Consider the following 17,815-nt stretch of genomic DNA (forward strand, 5'->3'; position numbering starts at 1 on the left):
AATGTGGGTAAGCAAAACATATATAGTGTCAGCCTTTGTAAATACCCTCGCCTCTCCCCCACACAACACGCAAAATCAAACCTCAACAAACTGCAAAATCTGTGACGTAAAACTCAGGCGTTTGTTACAATTAGATGCATTTTGTCGTTCTGTGAGTTAGCAATTGCTTACTTCGCCATTAACACGGATGTGTTTACCGCGACCGATTAAAATATAAACAATGTCGCAGTGCGTTCAGGCGTTACGTTAATCGTTGTACCAGGAATCGTGAATGGAACTATTATCCCAGTTATTAAATGCGTTATGGAGCCAGGATTTCGAAACCCTGTCGAATCCGTCCATGATTGGCATGCTCTACTTCGTCTTGTTTATGATCCTGTTCCTTGAGAACGGGCTGTTACCTGCCGCCTTCTTGCCAGGCGATAGCCTGCTGGTGCTGATTGGCGTTCTGATTGCCAAAGGCGCGCTGGGTTTCCCACAAACCATTCTTTTGCTTACCACCGCCGCAAGTCTGGGCTGCTGGCTCAGTTACATTCAGGGGCGATGGCTGGGGAATACGCGCATTGTGCAGAACTGGCTTTCGCATCTTCCGGCCCACTATCACCAACGCGCGCATCATCTGTTCCATAAACATGGGCTCTCTGCGTTGCTGATTGGCCGTTTCATCGCTTTCGTACGTACCCTTCTGCCAACCATCGCCGGGATATCCGGGCTGAGCAATGCGCGCTTCCAGTTCTTTAACTGGATGAGCGGCCTGCTGTGGGTGCTTATCCTGACTTCGCTGGGGTACCTGCTTGGCAAAACGCCGGTATTCCTGAAGTATGAAGATGCGTTGATGTCCTGTCTGATGCTGTTGCCGGTAGCGTTGTTGATTATTGGCCTGGTAGGGTCGCTGGTTGTTCTGTGGAAGAAAAAATACGGCAACCGGAGCTCATAATGGGGCTTAAACAGGTCACGCTACGTCGATTTACCCTGAGCCTTGGCGCATTACTGCTGTTTTGCGCCATTCTCTGGCTCTGCGCGACGTTACAGCAGAAAGAATCCACGCTGGCAATTCGCCCGCTCAATCAGGGCGCCAGCATGCCGGATGGCTTCTCCATCTGGCATCATCTGGATGCTAACGGCATTCAGTTCAAAAGTATTACGCCGCAAAAGGATGCTCTACTCATTAAATTTGAGTCCAGCGCGCAAAGCGCCGCGGCCAAAAAGGTGCTCGACAGCACGCTGCCGCACGAGTACATCATCGCCCAGCAGGATGACGATCGCGATGCCTCCACCTGGCTTTCGCTGTTGCGCGACACGCCGCATCGCTTTGGATAATTCTGTATCTAATCACTGGCTTTGGTGATTTCCCATTTTTCTAACTATGCTTAAGTAAGTGGGCGTAACCTATCACCCCACATTACTGGAACCCGTACATTCCTGATGTACTTAACACAATGGAAGGTTTCTTACATGAAATACCGCATCGCACTGACCATCGCTCTTCTGTCCCTTACTGCTGGCGCTAGCGCGACCACGCTCTGTCAGGAGAAAGAACAGGACATCCAGCGTGAGATAAGCTATGCCGAAAAGCATAACAATCAAAACCGTATAAATGGCCTGAAAAAAGCGTTAAGTGAGGTCAAAGCACACTGTTCCGACAGTAAGCTACGCGCCGACCATCAGGAAAAAATTGCCGAGCAGAAAGAAGAGATCGCTGAACGTCAGCGTGACCTGCAGGAAGCAAAGCAAAAAGGCGATGCGGATAAAATTAGCAAGCGCGAGCGTAAACTCGCGGAATCTCAGCACGAGCTTAAAGAACTGGAGTCTCGCCAGTACTAAGCACATGGACATTCAAACAGGAGAGCATCATGTCTAAAGATACCAATGCAGATAATCTGCGCGCGGAACTGAAATCACTGGCTGACACCCTGGAAGAAGTACTGAATAGCTCCTCTGATAAGTCTAAAGAAGAGATAAGTAAGCTGCGCAGCAAAGCGGAAAGCGCACTGAAAGAGAGCCGCCATCGTCTGGGTGAAACCAGCGATGCACTGGCCAAACAAACCCGCGAAGCCGCGGCGCGTGCCGATGGTTACGTACGTGAAAATCCGTGGACCGGTGTAGGAATTGGCGCAGCGGTGGGTCTGGTGCTGGGCGTACTGCTGACGCGTCGCTAATAATGGCGGATTATCAACACACACAAGGCCCGGGGAAAAACATCCTCGGCATCGGCCAACGTCTGGTAACCGTACTGGTGCAGATGGTTGAGACGCGGGTGCGCCTTGCGGTGGTGGAGCTGGAAGAAGAGAAAGCCAACATCTTCCAGCTATTACTGCTGGTTGGCTTAACCCTGCTGTTTGCCGCTTTCGGTCTGATGAGCCTGCTGGTCCTGATTATCTGGGCAGTCGATCCACAATATCGGCTGAACGTGATGATTGGTACCACCGTCACCTTACTGGTGCTGGCGTTAATCGGCGGCCTTTGGACGTTACGTAAAGTGCGACGCTCAACCCTGCTGCGTCACACACGTCACGAACTGGCCAACGACCGGGCGCTGCTGGAGGACGATCGTGAGTAACCGAAAGGAGCGTGAGGCGCGTAAGGCGTATTTGCTGAGCCAGATTCAGCAACAGCGGCTGGACTTAAGTGCGGGCCGACGCGACTGGCTGGAACTCACCCACGTCTATGACCGTAAATGGGCGATGCTGCTCAGCCTGCGGACCTGGGCGCTGGCGGGGAGCGGTGTGTTCGCCGTCTGGGGTTTGCGTCAGCCGAACAGGCTGGTGCGCTGGGCACGACGCGGATTCAGCGTCTGGAGTGCCTGGCGGCTGGTGAAAAATACGCTGCGTTAATCTGACACAGGGCCCGGTATACCATGCCGGGCCTTGTTTTTAGGCGAGCGCTTCTATCTCGGCAACAGCCAGGCCGGTGGTTTTGGCGATAATCGCCACGTCGATGCCGGTGGCTAATAATGCCTGGGCGATTTGGCGTTTGGCGTTGCGTTCGCCCCTATCAAAACCCTTATCGAGCCCTTTACTAAAACCTTCGCGACGCCCTTTGTTCATCCCTAACCGACGGCCAAAATCGATCCCTTTTTCCCGCTCTTTTTCCATCCACTCCGCAATCGTCATCAACGTCTCCTTATGTTGAGGTACCTTACGCGCCAGCCGGCGAAAAAAGACGAACAGACTGGCGGAATGGCCGGCCTGCGCGATATAGCTCATCATCGCATCGAACTGGCTTTGGGTAGTGTAACCTGGCGCTAAAAGCCTTGCCAGCGCATCGGTGAGCTCAAGAAGATCGCGGCGGCGAATATGCTTTTGTAGAAATTCCAGCACCGCCATTCGCCGATGCGTGGCGATCTCATCGTCTGACAGCACCGTGATATCCACCAGCGGCAGCGCCTCAAAATAGAGCTGTTTCGCCAGTGCCGGATGACTAAACGCTTCCCACCAGCGCATGGAATAGGGATAAGGGCTGCGTTCGCCATGATAAAACAGAATCGGGATAACCAAAGGCAACTGGTTATCGACGTTTTTGAGATGGCGATGCATCGCGGAAAAGGCATAGTACATCAGGCGAAAGGTCATGTTCTTCTGGGCCGTGCTTTGATGCTCAACCAGCGCATAGACATACCCTTTCCCCTGCGCCGTATTCACAGACCACAGCACATCGGAGTGCGTTTCCTTCAGCTCCTCATCGATAAAGCTGCTCGATTCCAGCTGCAGCGTCGACAGGTCGCACTGCGCACGTAAAGGGGCGTCGACAGAAAGTCGCGAGCGGTTTCCGGGTGGGTCATGAACGTTTTAAAAACAGCATCATGCGGTGTCGGGGTCGTTGTCTCAGTCATGACATCCTGTCCAATAAGTGTCCTGCGTTGAGTATCCTGCCGATAAACCTCGCCGTCAGCAGGCAATTCACCACTCCCCGAGCAGCCTCGACAAAAATATTCAACTTGCATTGCATTACTCAGAATTTTTGAAGCAATTCGACAGTTTTCCTTGCTAACAATTGATCCAGGCCGCAGGTATTCTTCTTTCCATCGACAGCAGGCACACAGCATCAACGTGTATTTGCACAATAAATAACATTGTTCGCCCGATGGGTTTCCTGGAGTTATAAGATGAAAAAATTAGAAGATGTTGGTGTACTGGTAGCGCGCATTCTGATGCCAATCCTGTTTATTACCGCAGGTTGGGGCAAAATCACCGGTTATGCGGGTACCCAACAATATATGGAAGCAATGGGCGTCCCTGGCTTTATGCTGCCGCTGGTTATCCTGCTTGAGTTTGGCGGCGGTCTGGCAGTGCTGTTTGGTTTCCTGACCCGTACCACCGCACTGTTTACTGCGGGCTTCACCATCCTGACCGCGTTCCTGTTCCACAGTAACTTTGCGGAAGGCGTAAACTCGCTGATGTTTATGAAAAACCTCACCATCGCGGGCGGTTTCCTGCTGCTGGCCATCACTGGCCCGGGCGCATTCAGCATCGACCGCGTGCTGAATAAAAAATGGTAATCGCACTATACTGAATCAAAGCGAGGAGACATCTCCTCGCTTTTGCCATCTGAAGGAGAGAAAAAATGGGACAACTGATTGACGGCGTCTGGCATGACACCTGGTACGACACCAAATCCACCGGGGGTAAATTTCAACGTTCAGTCTCGGCATTCCGTAACTGGCTCACTGCGGATGGCGAAGCAGTCCCAACGGGCGTCGGCGGGTTTGCCGCTGAGAAAGATCGCTATCACCTGTACGTCTCGCTCGCCTGTCCGTGGGCACACCGCACGCTGATTCTGCGTAAACTGAAAGGCCTGGAGCCGTTTATTTCCGTTTCCGTGGTTAACCCGCTGATGCTGGAAAATGGCTGGACCTTTGATGACAGCTTCCCGGCTGCGACCGGCGATACGCTGTATCAGCATGAATTCCTGTATCAACTCTATCTGCATGCCGACCCGCACTATACCGGGCGCGTTACTGTGCCGGTACTGTGGGATAAGAAAAACCATACCATCGTCAGTAACGAATCTGCCGAAATCATTCGCATGTTCAATACGGCCTTCGACGGTCTGGGTGCAAAAGCGGGCGATTACTACCCTGTCGCCCTGCGCGAGCAAATTGATGAACTGAACGGCTGGATCTACGACACCGTGAATAACGGCGTCTACAAAGCCGGCTTTGCCACTAGCCAGGAAGCCTACAGCGACGCAGTCGAGAAAGTCTTCACCTCACTGGAACGCCTTGAGCAGATCCTCGGTCAGCATCGTTATCTGACGGGCAACCAACTCACTGAGGCTGATATTCGCCTGTGGACCACATTGATTCGCTTTGATCCGGTTTATGTCACGCACTTTAAGTGCGACAAACACCGCATCAGCGATTACCTGAATCTGCACGGCTTTATGCGCGATATCTATCAGATGCCGGGCATTGCCGAAACGGTGAATTTCGATCACATCCGCAATCACTATTTCCGCAGCCATAAAACGATTAACCCTACAGGAATCATTTCCATCGGGCCGTGGCAGGATCTCGACGAGCCGCACGGGCGTGATGAGCGCTTCCGTTAATGAAACAGGGCATCCTTCGGGATGCCCTATTAATTGGTTACGTAAATATTTACCACCGTTTCATTCACAGCTATTCTTAATTTGATCGCTTAGAAAACAAGTGATTAACGATTAGCTGAGGCAGAAAATGGATTGGTATCTCAAAGTTCTACGAAATTACATCGGTTTTGGGGGCCGCGCGCGCCGTAAAGAGTACTGGATGTTTATTCTGGTCAACGTCATCTTTACGCTGGTGCTGGGTATTCTCGATAAGATGCTGGGCTGGCAACGCGCCAGCGGTGAAGGCATTCTGACAACAATTTATGGTGTGCTGATTTTCCTGCCCTGGTGGGCCGTCCAGTTCCGCCGTCTGCATGATACCGACCGCTCAGCCTGGTGGCTGTTGCTGCTGATCATCCCGATTATCGGCTGGCTGGTGATTATTATCTTCAACTGCCAGTCGGGTACGCCGGGCGAGAACCGCTTTGGGGCGGATCCGAAGTTGAATTCGTAGCGCGTTTATTGCCGGATGGCACTTCGCTTATCCGGCCTACGCAAGTCCTGTAGGTCGGATAAGGCGCAGCCGCCATCCGACTTCGCCACGCCACTGAACAAAAAGACTACTTAACCGCCAGCAGCTTCTGAATTTCCCGCAGACACCACGACTTCGCTTCGCCCATGCTGTCGCGACGCCACGCCATGATAATTTCCACTTCGTTGGTGTATTCCGGGCTCACTACCCGCAAACGCCCCTCGGCGATATCTTTTTCCACCAGCGGATACGGCATGGTCGCCACGCCTAATCCGGCCAGCAGAGCCTGGCGCTTATCTTCCATTGAGGTTACGGTAAGGCGCGGCTGTTTATCCAGCAACTGCACCGTCAGCACCGGGCGTTCACGCGCTGTATCTGCCACCGCCACGCCGCGGTATTTCACGCGCGTCACTTCAGAGAGCGGTTCCGGCTCCTGATGAATCGGGTGATCTGGCGCGGCGACGTACACGTTCATCACCGAATAGAGTTTGCGGGAGTTAATTTCCGACGACGAGCGGAAATGCATATCCGGCGCAATCACGATATCCGCACGCCCTTGCTCCAGACGTTCCCACGCACCGGCCAGCACTTCAGTGATAATCGACAACTGGGTGTTAGCTTTCAACGCCAGCTTCTCAATCAGCGGGTAGAGCGTAGGCGTTGGAATAAGCGCTTCGGTGACAATCGTCAGATGCGTTTCCCAACCGCGCGCCAGTGCTTCGGCATCGGTCGTCAGCTTATCCGCCGCTTCCAGCAACACGCGCCCGCGTTCCAGAAGCATCCGCCCGACATTGGTGAATTTTGTTCGATGACCCGAGCGGTCGAACAGCACAACGTCCAGTTCTTCTTCCAGTTTTTGCATGGTGTAGCTTAATGCAGACGGAACGCGTCCCAGCTCATCAGCCGCAGCGGCAAAGCTGCCGCGACGGTCGATTGCATCCATCACCCGCAGGGCTTCCAGCGTTAATGCTCTCTCTTTAGCCATCGTTTTATCATTCAGGAAATTTGAATATACCGGGCAGAATATCTGGCTAACAATGCAGCGTCCATACCTTTACCATTGATTTAGTGTAAAGAGAGGTCAAAAACTATGATTACTACCCGAACAGCCAAACAGTGTGGACAGGCGGACTTCGGCTGGCTCCAGGCTCGCTACACTTTCTCCTTTGGACACTACTTTGACCCGAAACTGCTGGGATACGCCTCTTTGCGTGTCCTGAACCAGGAAGTGCTGGCACCAGGGGCCTCCTTCCAGCCGCGAACTTACCCGAAAGTGGATATCCTTAATATCATCCTCGAAGGGGAAGCGGAGTACCGCAACAGCGAAGGCCATCATGTCCAGGCGAAAGCAGGCGAAGCGCTGCTGATTTCGACCCAGCCGGGCATCAGCTACAGCGAACATAACGTCAGTAAAGATACGCCGCTCACCCGGATGCAGCTCTGGCTTGACGCCTGCCCGGAACGCGAAAACCCGCTGGTTCAGAAAGTGGACATTGCAGATGCATCACGACAACTGCTCGCTTCACCGGACGGCGCAGACGGCAGTCTGCAACTGCGTCAGAAGGTGTGGATCCACCATATCGACTTAAAAAAAGGGGAAAAAGCCAGTTTCCACCTCAACGGCCCGCGCGCTTATCTGCAATCGATTCACGGTACCGTGCATGCCGAAACGCAGGCGTTGGAAAAAGGGGCGCTCACCTGCGGTGATGGCGCATTTATTCGTGACGAAGATAACATAACGCTGGTTGCCGATACGCCGCTGCGCGCTTTACTGATAGATTTACCTGTGTGATTTTCAGGATGAAAAGAGTGAGCAGATGAGCAAAAAAAGCCATAAGAAGCCGCAGGCGAAAAAGCAGGTAAAACCCCAGGCCGTCATTTCAGCGCCGGTAAGTTTCGGTTATGAAGAGATGTTAAGCGAACTCGAAGCGATTGTCGCTGATGCCCAAAACCGCCAGTCGGAAGAGGAAGCGGCGTAAAAAAATCCCCGGTGATACCGGGGATTGTTATTTAAATGGTCGCCTTGTGAGACATAATCTCGATAATTTGTTGGTCCGTATGCTGCATCGCATGGCGCGCCAACGCACACAGATTAGCAATTGAATGCTCGACGTCACACCCCACAATGCCATCGTTGCCACTTACCGCCGAACCATCTAACGCCAGCAGAACGGCTTTCCACGCAGAAGACACACTGGTAGAGACCTTCATCGCGCAGCTGTTAGACGCCCCATCGCAAATCATCCCGCTTACGTCTCCAATCATGCTGGCGATAGCCATTGAGATCACGGCATAATCGCCCCCCGCAAGTAAGGCCATCCCCGCCGCAGCCCCCATCGCCGCTGTCGTAGTCGCACAGAGCGCAGAAAGTCGCGGAAGTTGATTATGAATATAAATGGCGCTTAGGTGCGACAGCATTAATGCTCGCGCCAGTTTTTCATCATCTGCCGCAAAATGCTCCGCGACAATCAACACCGGAAGCGTGGCAGTAATCCCCTGATTACCTGAGCCTGAATTGGTCATGGCAGGAAGCGACGCCCCTCCCATTCTGGCATCAGACGCCGCGCTGGTGCGGATTAAAATAGCCGTCGAAATATCATCAGCCAACAACCCACGATGCCGTTGTTTTTCTAGCGTTCGGCCAAGGTGTAATCCCCATTCGCTTTGCAGCCCCTGCCTGGAGAGCGCATCATTCATCTGGGCAGAGTCGAGAATAAAACGAATCGCCTCAAAGGGAATCTGAATAGCGAAATCGACAATCTCCGCAAGCGTAGCCGATGCCAGACTTTCCAGAGGATTAGGTCGACGCGTTTCGCCGCCCTTCTCCGCAAGGGAAAATAGCGTTCCATCCTGCGTCTCAATGCTGACGATACGCGTGTGATCTCCAACGATGGTCACGCTACACCAGCGCTCGCCAGCACTAAGCCTGGCTCTGGCGTAGAGAATATCCTCGCACGGCGATTGCAATACGATGCGTACCTGCCCATTTTCCAGCATCAATTTCGCCGCCGTAAGGTGGTCCCTGGTGCTGTTTTTCAGTACCTCCAGCCCAGCCTGCGGGTCACAGCCCAGCGCCCCCAGCGCCGCCGCAATAGGTAAGCCCACCATCCCGGTTCCCGGAACGGTCACGCCCATGCCGTTCTTCATCAGATTAGGCGAGACCCACGCGTCAATGCGTTCAATTTTTCCCTGTAAATGCGATGCCGCCACAGCCGCTGCGAGCGCCAATGAGACAGGCTCAGTACAGCCAAGCGCAGGTTTTACCTCCTGCTTTACTGCCGCGAGAAATACATCCCATTTGGGGTTTATTTCATTCTCAAACATAACAACAACCTTTTATAGCGATATCAGGAAAATGCCAGGAATGGAGATACACATAATAGAAGGCCAGTAACAATAATGACCCACAGGGATAACCCCTTATATTTATGCAATGCAGGAACTTTATAGACCAGCCAGGCAGGAATTAAACATCCGACCATGCCGAATATAGGGCTGCAAATCGAAGTAAAACTAAGTACCGGGGCATTCAGAACAATTGCACTCCAGGCCAGGAGAACTGCAAATATCATGATGCCGCGCTGTACGATTTTTTCATTGATTGCATCAGATGAAAATCTACGGCGCAGTACGTTCATTACAATACCCTGAGTCGCTTCACGGAAGCCTAAATAGACACCAAAGAAGGCGGTCATCACCGCGAAAATATTCAGGATAACGCTGACAACTTTCACCCAACCAGCACCTGCGCCGCTAATAAATTGCGCAGCAATCGCCAGTGCAGAAATATTCTGCTCATAGGCTTTAACAGCCTCATCATGCCCCATCGCCAGCGTAAATGAGACGGCATAAAAGAACACAGTTACAAAGAGAATGCCAAATGCAATATTCATGGCGCGCAATGCTTTATAGCGAGCGACTTCTATTGATTTTTCCCGAGAACGGTAGGAAATCACCATCGGGCTCAGTGTCTGAATAAAGAGAATGGACGTCAGTGTAAAAGGCAACGTAATGATCGCATTTTTGATTAGCAGGCCTAACGGCGGTAAAGCACCAACATTATAGAGACGCCACATCCCTATCATTGACAGCCCCAACGCAGCGACAACCAGAAGCTTTGTCAGTACCATACCTGATGAGATCTTGAACAGCAGTTTCTCTCCCCGGGAGGAGATTGCCACCAGAACGCAAATAAGCACTAACCCATAAAACGGGTTTTCGGAGAGCAACCCGTCCGTTACGCCAAAGGTTTGCAGATAAGATGCACTGTCGTTGGTGATTGCAGTTGAATAGACGAACATCCAAATGACTAACATCACAAAATAGAGAGCGCCCAACAGGATCCCCCAGTTTTTACCGAGGTAGCCGCTAATCACACTGGGATAATCTTTGCATTCTGGTGATTCAGCGAGGGTATTAATAAACAGTCGCTGAAAAAGATACATTGCCGGATAACCAATAATCGAAGAGAGTAAAAAAACCCACAGGCCCATTAGCCCAACCTGCACAGGTAAAAAAACAATGCCCGCACCAATTGCCATACCGATACTCATAATAACCCATCCAGTATCGGTGCTGTCGAACTTGATGGCTTCTTTCCAGGCTTGCTCACTCATATTCTCCCGAGAAAGAGGTACAGCACTTTCCCGAGCAACACAATTTTTTGTCGCCGTTTCCATAACGTAACCACTCTGTGTATAGGTAAGATGTTTATTATTTATCTCGTTGCTACAAAGGCGATATACAACGTATTTTTGGCAGGCTTATTATTAATATAAAGGCATCATACTCGTAGATTGAGAGAAATATTTCACAATATTAAGATGAATAGAGGGTAATATTGACAAAAATTTTCTCTGCCAAGGCGCACATGAAGAAAAAGATACTACCAATAAAGTATGTTTGAACAACATCACATTTTTAATCCAGGGAAAAAGGATAAAAAAAAGCTCCGTCGTGCGGAGCTTCTTCGTGACTGGAGAGTGTTAACTGCACACCACTTTTATCGCCAGCCCGCCACGAGACGTTTCGCGATACTTATCGTTCATATCTTTGCCCGTTTCATACATTGTCTCGATCACTTTATCGAGAGAGACACGCGCTTCACTGGTACGCTGAATAGCCATTCGCGCCGCATTGACCGCTTTTACCGCGTTGATGGCATTACGCTCGATACAGGGAATTTGCACCTGACCGCCAACCGGGTCGCAGGTCAGGCCCAGGTTATGCTCCATGGCGATTTCCGCCGCCATGCACACCTGATGCGGGCTGCCGCCAAGCAGCTCCGTCAGGCCCGCCGCCGCCATTGAAGCCGCGACGCCCACTTCGCCCTGGCAGCCCACTTCCGCGCCAGAAATTGAAGCATTCTGTTTATACAGGCCGCCAATCGCCCCGGCGGTCAGTAAAAAACGCGCCACGGAGTTGCCGTTCACCGTACGACGGAATTTGTCGTAATAGGCCAGCACTGCCGGTACGATACCGCAGGCACCGTTGGTGGGCGCGGTGACGACGCGCCCACCCGCCGCATTCTCTTCACTGACCGCCAGCGCGAACATGTTGATCCAGTCGATCACATTCATCGGATCGCTGGATGTGCTATCGCTGGAGACGAGGATCCGCCGTAACGCCACCGCGCGACGCGGCACATTCATCGGCCCTGGCAACACGCCTTCCGTATTCATACCACGCTCGATCCCGGTGCGCATGACGTGCCAGAACCGCGCAAAACCGGTGTCGATCTCTTCTCTGCTCCTGAGCGCCAGCTCGTTTTGCATCATCAGGCCTGAGATAGACAACCCGTTATCCGTACACTGTTTTACCAGTTCACTGGCTGAACGGAATGGAAACGGCACCGGCTGTTCGATGTCATGCGCCTGGCCAAACTTTTCCTCTTCGACAATAAAACCGCCGCCCACCGAGTAATAAGTTTTACTCAGCAGAATCTGATCGCCGTGACGCGCAGTACAACGCATGCCGTTCTCGTGGCGCGGCAGGGTCTCGTCATGAAAGACCACGTCATCATTCACAGAGAACGGCACCACGGCAGCGCCCTGCGCGACCGGTAGACGCCCGCTGCGCTGTACGGCGCGAATAAATGCCGGAATGGCGTCAATATCGACGCTATCCGGGCGATTGCCGGCCAGCCCCATAATCACCGCGATATCGGTGGCATGCCCTTTCCCGGTGAGCGACAGCGAACCATAGAGATCGACCGTCAGACCGGTTATTTGCGACAGCGCCCCACTCTTCTCGAGTTCATCAATAAAGGATTTCCCGGCATTCATCGGCCCAACCGTGTGCGAACTGGATGGCCCAACGCCGATTTTGAACATATCGAATGTGCTAATCATATCCGTGACCTCGATACGACTTCAGAGACGGGCTGCCGGATAGCAGCCCGGTGTGGCTACAACTGATTTACAGGCTATCTCCCCGAACGGCAATTGCCTCAATTTCCAGCTTCACATCCTTCGGTAATCTCGCCACCTGCACGCAGCTACGCGTCGGGTAGGTCGCATGATGATCGTCGAAGAACTGCTGATAAACCTGGTTGATGGTCGCAAAATCATTCAGGTCAGTGATAAATACCGTCGTCTTCACGATACTCCCCACTTCAAGGCCTGCCGCCGTGATGATGGCTTTGACGTTCTCCAGGCTCATTCGCGCCTGATCCGCCACATCCGCCGGGATCTCGCCGGTTTGTGGATTCACCGGGATCTGCCCGGAGGTGAAGATCATTTTGCCTAAATCGATCCCCTGTACGTAGGGGCCAATCGCACCCGGCGCACGGGTGGTTTCAATCATCTTTTTCATGCGCTCTCCAGTTCTCAAAGTGCCTGAGTAAAGGTTCGGGAAATTACGTCCTGTTGCTGCTCACGCGTCAGCGCATTAAAGCGCACCGCGTAGCCCGAGACGCGAATCGTTAAGTTCGGGTAATTTTCCGGATGCGCGATGGCATCCAGCAGCATGTCGCGGTTCATCACGTTGACGTTAAGATGCTGGCCGCCTTCTATCGACGCTTCATGATGGAAATAGCCATCAAGCAGGCCGACGAGGTTGGTCTTGCGTACCGCATCCTCTTTGCCGAGCGCTGCCGGAACAATCGAGAAGGTGTAGGAAATCCCGTCTTTGGCATAGGTAAACGGCAGCTTCGCCACCGATGTCAGCGAGGCAACCGCACCTTTGCGATCGCGTCCGTGCATCGGGTTGGCACCCGGCGCAAATGGCGTGCCCGCGCGGCGGCCGTCCGGCGTATTCCCGGTTTTCTGGCCATACACTACGTTCGAGGTAATGGTCAGAATCGACTGGGTCGGCACGGCGTTACGGTAGGTTGGCAGCACTTTGATTTTCTTCATAAAGCGCTCAACCAGGTCACAGGCGATGCTGTCAACACGTTCGTCATTGTTGCCGTATTGCGGATAATCGCCCTCGATTTCAAAATCGACCGCCAGCCCGTTTTCATCACGAATCGGTTTTACGCGGGCATATTTGATAGCCGACAGGGAATCTGCCGCCACCGACAACCCGGCCATACCGCAAGCCATGGTGCGATAGACATCGCGGTCGTGCAGCGCCATCAGCGACGCTTCGTAGCTGTATTTGTCATGCATGTAGTGAATGACGTTCAGCGCGCTGATGTACTGCACCGCTAGCCAGTCCATAAAGTGGTCGAGGCTTTCCATGACGGTGTCGTAATCCAGCACGTCATCCATCAACGGCGCGGTTTTCGGCCCGACCTGGATTTTCAACTTCTCGTCCACCCCACCGTTAATGGCGTACAGCAGCGTTTTAGCGAGGTTGGCGCGCGCACCGAAGAACTGCATCTGCTTGCCAATAACCATCGGGCTGACGCAGCAGGCGATGGCGTAGTCATCGCTGTCGAAGTCAGCGCGCATCAGGTCATCGTTTTCATACTGCAGGGATGAGGTGACGATAGAGACCTGCGCCGCATACTGCTTGAATGCTTTCGGCAGCGCTTCCGACCACAGAATGGTCAGGTTAGGCTCCGGTGCCGGGCCCATGGTGTGCAGGGTATGCAGGTAACGGAATGAGTTTTTGCTTACCAGCGTGCGGCCATCCAGCCCCATCCCGCCGATCACTTCCGTCGCCCAAATCGGGTCGCCGGAGAAGAGCGTGTCGAATTCCGGGGTTCGCAGGAAGCGCACCATGCGGATCTTCATAATAAAGTGGTCGATCAGCTCCTGCGCCTGCTGTTCCGTTAGCTCACCCGCCTGCATATCGCGCTCGATATAGATATCAAGGAAGGTGGCCGTGCGGCCCAGCGACATCGCGCCGCCGTTCTGCGATTTCACCGCCGCCAGGTAGGCGAAATAGAGCCACTGCACCGCCTCCTGAGCATTACGTGCCGGGCGTGAGATATCGCAACCATACTTCGCTGCCATCTCCTGCATTTGCAGCAGCGCGCGGCGATGCTCGGCCAGCTCTTCACGCAGCCGAATGGTGGCTTCCAGGCTTTCGCCCCACTCCAGTTTGTTCTGTAAGTCCGCAAATTGCAGCTCGCGTTCGCGCACCAGATAACGGATGCCGTACAGCGCCACACGGCGGTAATCGCCGATAATGCGCCCGCGCCCGTAGCCATCCGGCAAGCCGGTCAGCACGCCCGATTTGCGGCAACGCAGCATATCCGGCGAGTAGGCGTCAAATACGCCCTGGTTATGGGTTTTACGCAGCGACGTGAACTGGTACTCGAAATCGGCATCCATTTCGCGGCCATAGGCCTCGAAAGAGCTTTTGATCATATTGATGCCGCCGAACGGATGCAGCGCGCGTTTCAGCGGTTTATCCGTTTGCAGGCCGACGATTTTTTCCAGATCTTTTTCGATATAACCCGCATCGTGCACGGTGATGGTGGTCGCGATATTGGTATCAAAATCGACCGGGGCGTGAGTGGCATTCTCGGTACGAATGCCCTCCATCACTTTTTCCCACAATGCGGTCGTCGCCGATGTCGCTTCCGCAAGGAAAGACTCATCGCCTTCATACGGCGTGTAGTTCTGCTGAATAAATTCGCGAACGTTAATCTCGTCCTGCCATTCGCTACCCTTAAAACCGCGCCATGCATCGGCAAAATGCATATCGTTAAGATCGATATTTACCTTCATGAAACTCTTCTCTCAATTTTAAAAGCGATTAACTCAGGCGTATTCCGCTACCGTATTAATATTTCCTAAACGGATAGCGTCCAGCGCAATCATTTTTTCTTCATTGGTCGGAATAACGGCGCAGACGACACTGGAATGTTCGTCAGAAATAATACGTTCGCCGCAGGAATTAGGTTGGTTATTCATTTCGCGACTCACCACCACGCCCAGCACGCGTAAATGCTCCATCACCATTTGGCGGATAAGTACCGAATTTTCACCGATACCGCCGGTGAAAATAATACCGTCCAGCCGGGTCAGCGATGCCGCGTGTCCGGCAATATGGCACGCAATGCGATGGACAAAGGTTTTGATCGCCAGCTGCGCGCGCTCATGCCCTTCGTGCCACGCTTTTTCCAGCGTACGCAGGTCTGATGACAATCCGGAAATACCCAGCAGACCAGACTCTTTATTGACGATGCGCTCAAGGTCGCTCATCGTCTGGTTGGTCTGGCTGGCAATCCACGCCATCGCGCCAAAGTCGACGTCACCGCTGCGGGTCCCCATCATCAGGCCTTCCAGCGGCGTCATGCCCATCGACGTATCTACACTCTGCCCGTTGTGTACCGCGCAAATAGATGCCCCGTTGCCCAGGTGCGCAATCACCAGCCCGGAATCGGCTTCCTGTAACCCCAGCAGGCCATACGTCTGTTTTGCGACATAACGATGAGAGGTGCCGTGGAAACCGTAGCGGCGCACGCCCAGCTCTTCAGTGTATTTCCATGGTAGACCATAGAGATACGCTTCTGGCGGCAGCGTCTGATGGAAGCTGGTATCAAACACGGCAACCTGCTGTACGCCCGGGAAAAGCTGGCGGGCGGACTCAATCCCGCTCAGGTTGGCGTAGTTATGCAACGGCGCCAGCGGCGAAACTTTACGGATACTGTCAATCACTGCGTCAGTAATTAAAACAGACTGGGTAAAGATATCGCCGCCGTGGGCGATGCGGTGGCCAATTAAGGCCACACTGTCCATTAAATTGCGTTTTTCAAGTTCAAATGAAATAGCGCTTAATGCAGCTTCATAAGTGGGTTGGGACAGCGGCGAAATATCGCCGCCGTTGACCGTTAAACCCGCCTGCTCAGTATTAATACCCTCCGCGATACCCGCCAGTAATACATCACAGGTATCAACATCCAGTACTGAAAATTTAATAGACGATGAACCGCTATTAATAACCAATACAACCGGGAACTCATTCATATTACGACTCCGCTCATCCTGAGCATGTTAATTAAAACAGTTTGTAGACGATATTCAGAATGGTCAGCAGACCAATCGCGGTAACGAAGACGTTATCCAGTTTGCCGCGGTATTTCGCCAGCGACGGTGCTTTACGGATGGCATACATCGGCAGCAAGCAGAGCAGAGAAGCGATAATCGGCGCGCCCATGGCTTCAATCAGGTCCAGGATGTTCGGGTTGGCGTAGGCCACCACCCAGGTAGAACCCATGATGAAAATCATGCTGATGGTATTCAGTTTGCCGGTAGAAACTTTGGTTTTGTCACCCTTGTAACCGAACTTCAGCACCAGGCCATTCAGCCCTTCCAGCGTGCCCAGGTAGTGGCCGAAGAAGGATTTGAAGATAGCAACCAGCGCGATGATGGAGGCACCATACTCAAGCGTGGTGGCAAACGTCGATTTCTGACCCGCCATGGAGGAGAAGTGGTTCGCCAGATATGACAGCACCGGAATGTTCTGTGCTTTCGCTTCCGCCATGTTTGCCGGAGAGAGGGTAAACAGGCAACTGAAGGCGAAGAACATCACCACGGCCACCATCAGCATACTGGCGCGGGAGATAATTTTAGAGCACTTACGCTCGGTATAATCACGGCCAAATTCGCCTTCGTACTCTTCACGCTTAGAGACCACGAAAGAGGAGACAATCGGTGAGAAGTTGAAGGAGAACACCATGATGGAAATCCCCAGCCACACGGTGACCAGAATGCCATCGTGACCGGTCAGCGAGATATCGCTGAGGCTAACCTGGTCAATAACCGCAGAGTTCCAGTAAGGAATCAGGGAGAGCGAAATTAGCACCAGGCTCGCGATGAACGGGAACACCAGGAAGCTCATCACTTTCACCATCAGATCTTTACCGAAGTAAATGACAAACGCCATCAACAACAGCAGGAACAATGCCACCAGGCCACGGTTTAACGCGGGCATCTGGAGCTGGTTTTCCCAGAAGGTCATGAAGGTGTTGGTAATGGTAACGCCATAAATCCACAGCAGTGGGCAGATAGCAAAGAAGTACAGGAAGGTGATAACCACCCCGCCGGTTTTACCAAAGTGCTCTTCTACCGTTTCGGTGATGTTCCCGGAAGGGTTAGATCCCGAAAGACACAGGCGCGCCAGCGCGCGGTGGCAATAAAAGGCAATGGGGTAAGCCAATAACAGCATTAATAATATTGGGATCAGGCCGCCATAACCTGCGCGAATTGGGAAGAATAAAACCCCGGCACCAATCGCTGTACCGAATAAACCCAACGTCCATGTGGTATCCGATTTACGCCAGGAGGCTTCTTTAGAATGGCTTACATTAATACTTTCTGTCGTACTCATATCTTATCCTTTGATTAAAGTACCCGT

19 protein-coding genes and 1 pseudogene are annotated in these 17,815 nt (G+C 52.8%); 11 read left to right on the plus strand and 9 right to left on the minus strand.

Annotation, left to right across the window (positions count from 1 at the left end; genetic code table 11):
• Positions 1 to 271 precede the first annotated feature (271 nt).
• From yqjA to F0Q32_RS16480, 6 genes are all read left to right on the plus strand, one after another.
• Entirely contained in the window at positions 272 to 937 is a 666-nt protein-coding gene (yqjA, locus tag F0Q32_RS16455) for a DedA family general envelope maintenance protein YqjA (RefSeq protein WP_108475034.1), read from the plus strand.
• A complete protein-coding gene (gene mzrA, locus F0Q32_RS16460) occupies positions 937 to 1,320 on the plus strand; it encodes an EnvZ/OmpR regulon moderator MzrA (RefSeq protein ID WP_149463939.1) in 384 nt (127 codons plus the stop codon). Before yqjA ends, mzrA begins: the two co-directional genes overlap by 1 nt.
• A gap of 135 nt (positions 1,321 to 1,455) precedes the next feature.
• On the plus strand, positions 1,456 to 1,824 hold the full coding sequence (locus F0Q32_RS16465) for a DUF1090 domain-containing protein (protein ID WP_149463940.1): 369 nt from the start codon (positions 1,456 to 1,458) through the stop codon (positions 1,822 to 1,824).
• Positions 1,825 to 1,853: 29 nt separating this feature from the next.
• Positions 1,854 to 2,159 carry a YqjD family protein gene (locus tag F0Q32_RS16470; protein ID WP_015962914.1) on the plus strand — a complete coding sequence of 102 codons (306 nt, stop codon included), beginning with the start codon at positions 1,854 to 1,856 and terminating at the stop codon, positions 2,157 to 2,159.
• 2 nt (positions 2,160 to 2,161) lie between these two features.
• On the plus strand, positions 2,162 to 2,560 hold the full coding sequence (locus tag F0Q32_RS16475; protein WP_015962913.1) for a phage holin family protein: 399 nt from the start codon (positions 2,162 to 2,164) through the stop codon (positions 2,558 to 2,560).
• Positions 2,553 to 2,834, plus strand: coding sequence for a YqjK-like family protein (locus F0Q32_RS16480; protein ID WP_015962912.1), 282 nt, complete (start codon positions 2,553 to 2,555; stop codon positions 2,832 to 2,834). The genes F0Q32_RS16475 and F0Q32_RS16480 overlap by 8 nt, the downstream gene beginning before the upstream one ends.
• Before the next feature lie 39 nt (positions 2,835 to 2,873).
• Here F0Q32_RS16480 and F0Q32_RS16485 read toward each other — a convergent pair.
• A pseudogene (locus F0Q32_RS16485) lies at positions 2,874 to 3,832 on the minus strand (Rpn family recombination-promoting nuclease/putative transposase).
• Between the two features lie 273 nt (positions 3,833 to 4,105).
• On the opposite strand from F0Q32_RS16485, the gene F0Q32_RS16490 reads away from it, so the two are divergent.
• From F0Q32_RS16490 to F0Q32_RS16500, 3 genes are all read left to right on the plus strand, one after another.
• Positions 4,106 to 4,498, plus strand: coding sequence for a DoxX family protein (locus F0Q32_RS16490; RefSeq protein ID WP_015962910.1), 393 nt, complete (start codon positions 4,106 to 4,108; stop codon positions 4,496 to 4,498).
• A 65-nt stretch (positions 4,499 to 4,563) separates the two neighbouring features.
• Complete coding sequence (locus F0Q32_RS16495) at positions 4,564 to 5,550, plus strand: glutathione S-transferase family protein (protein WP_149463941.1); 987 nt, start codon at positions 4,564 to 4,566, stop codon at positions 5,548 to 5,550.
• Positions 5,551 to 5,677: 127 nt separating this feature from the next.
• Entirely contained in the window at positions 5,678 to 6,043 is a 366-nt protein-coding gene (locus F0Q32_RS16500) for a DUF805 domain-containing protein (protein ID WP_108475028.1), read from the plus strand.
• A 106-nt stretch (positions 6,044 to 6,149) separates the two neighbouring features.
• Here F0Q32_RS16500 and F0Q32_RS16505 read toward each other — a convergent pair whose 3' ends face one another.
• Positions 6,150 to 7,046: a LysR family transcriptional regulator gene (locus F0Q32_RS16505; RefSeq protein ID WP_149463942.1), complete on the minus strand. Its 897-nt coding sequence runs from the start codon at positions 7,044 to 7,046 to the stop codon at positions 6,150 to 6,152.
• 105 nt (positions 7,047 to 7,151) lie between these two features.
• Between F0Q32_RS16505 and F0Q32_RS16510 the strand changes: the two genes are divergently transcribed.
• Together F0Q32_RS16510 and F0Q32_RS26195 are read left to right on the plus strand one after the other, a co-directional pair.
• Entirely contained in the window at positions 7,152 to 7,853 is a 702-nt protein-coding gene (locus tag F0Q32_RS16510; RefSeq protein WP_149463943.1) for a pirin family protein, read from the plus strand.
• Between the two features lie 25 nt (positions 7,854 to 7,878).
• On the plus strand, positions 7,879 to 8,040 hold the full coding sequence (locus tag F0Q32_RS26195) for a hypothetical protein (RefSeq protein WP_188016880.1): 162 nt from the start codon (positions 7,879 to 7,881) through the stop codon (positions 8,038 to 8,040).
• Positions 8,041 to 8,071: 31 nt separating this feature from the next.
• Here the strand turns inward: F0Q32_RS26195 and F0Q32_RS16515 are convergent, their stop codons facing one another.
• The 7 genes from F0Q32_RS16515 to tdcC all read right to left on the minus strand — a co-directional run bounded on the left by F0Q32_RS16515 (position 8,072) and on the right by tdcC (position 17,788).
• On the minus strand, positions 8,072 to 9,385 hold the full coding sequence (locus F0Q32_RS16515; protein ID WP_149463944.1) for a serine dehydratase subunit alpha family protein: 1,314 nt from the start codon (positions 9,383 to 9,385) through the stop codon (positions 8,072 to 8,074).
• Between the two features lie 23 nt (positions 9,386 to 9,408).
• The gene (locus tag F0Q32_RS16520) at positions 9,409 to 10,740 is read right to left on the minus strand and encodes an amino acid permease (RefSeq protein WP_149463945.1); all 1,332 of its coding nucleotides are present in this window, start codon (positions 10,738 to 10,740) and stop codon (positions 9,409 to 9,411) included.
• Between the two features lie 306 nt (positions 10,741 to 11,046).
• A complete protein-coding gene (gene tdcG, locus F0Q32_RS16525) occupies positions 11,047 to 12,411 on the minus strand; it encodes an L-serine ammonia-lyase (protein ID WP_149463946.1) in 1,365 nt (454 codons plus the stop codon).
• A 67-nt stretch (positions 12,412 to 12,478) separates the two neighbouring features.
• Complete coding sequence (locus F0Q32_RS16530; RefSeq protein WP_149463947.1) at positions 12,479 to 12,874, minus strand: enamine/imine deaminase; 396 nt, start codon at positions 12,872 to 12,874, stop codon at positions 12,479 to 12,481.
• A gap of 14 nt (positions 12,875 to 12,888) precedes the next feature.
• Entirely contained in the window at positions 12,889 to 15,183 is a 2,295-nt protein-coding gene (gene pflB / locus F0Q32_RS16535) for a formate C-acetyltransferase (RefSeq protein WP_149463948.1), read from the minus strand.
• Between the two features lie 33 nt (positions 15,184 to 15,216).
• A complete protein-coding gene (tdcD, locus tag F0Q32_RS16540) occupies positions 15,217 to 16,425 on the minus strand; it encodes a propionate kinase (protein WP_149463949.1) in 1,209 nt (402 codons plus the stop codon).
• 31 nt (positions 16,426 to 16,456) lie between these two features.
• Positions 16,457 to 17,788 (minus strand): threonine/serine transporter TdcC, encoded by a 1,332-nt coding sequence (gene tdcC / locus F0Q32_RS16545; RefSeq protein WP_149463950.1) that lies wholly within the window; start codon positions 17,786 to 17,788, stop codon positions 16,457 to 16,459.
• Between the last annotated feature and the right edge of the window lie 27 nt (positions 17,789 to 17,815).

Source organism: Pseudocitrobacter sp. 73 (assembly GCF_008369545.1).
GTDB lineage: Bacteria > Pseudomonadota > Gammaproteobacteria > Enterobacterales > Enterobacteriaceae > Pseudocitrobacter > Pseudocitrobacter vendiensis.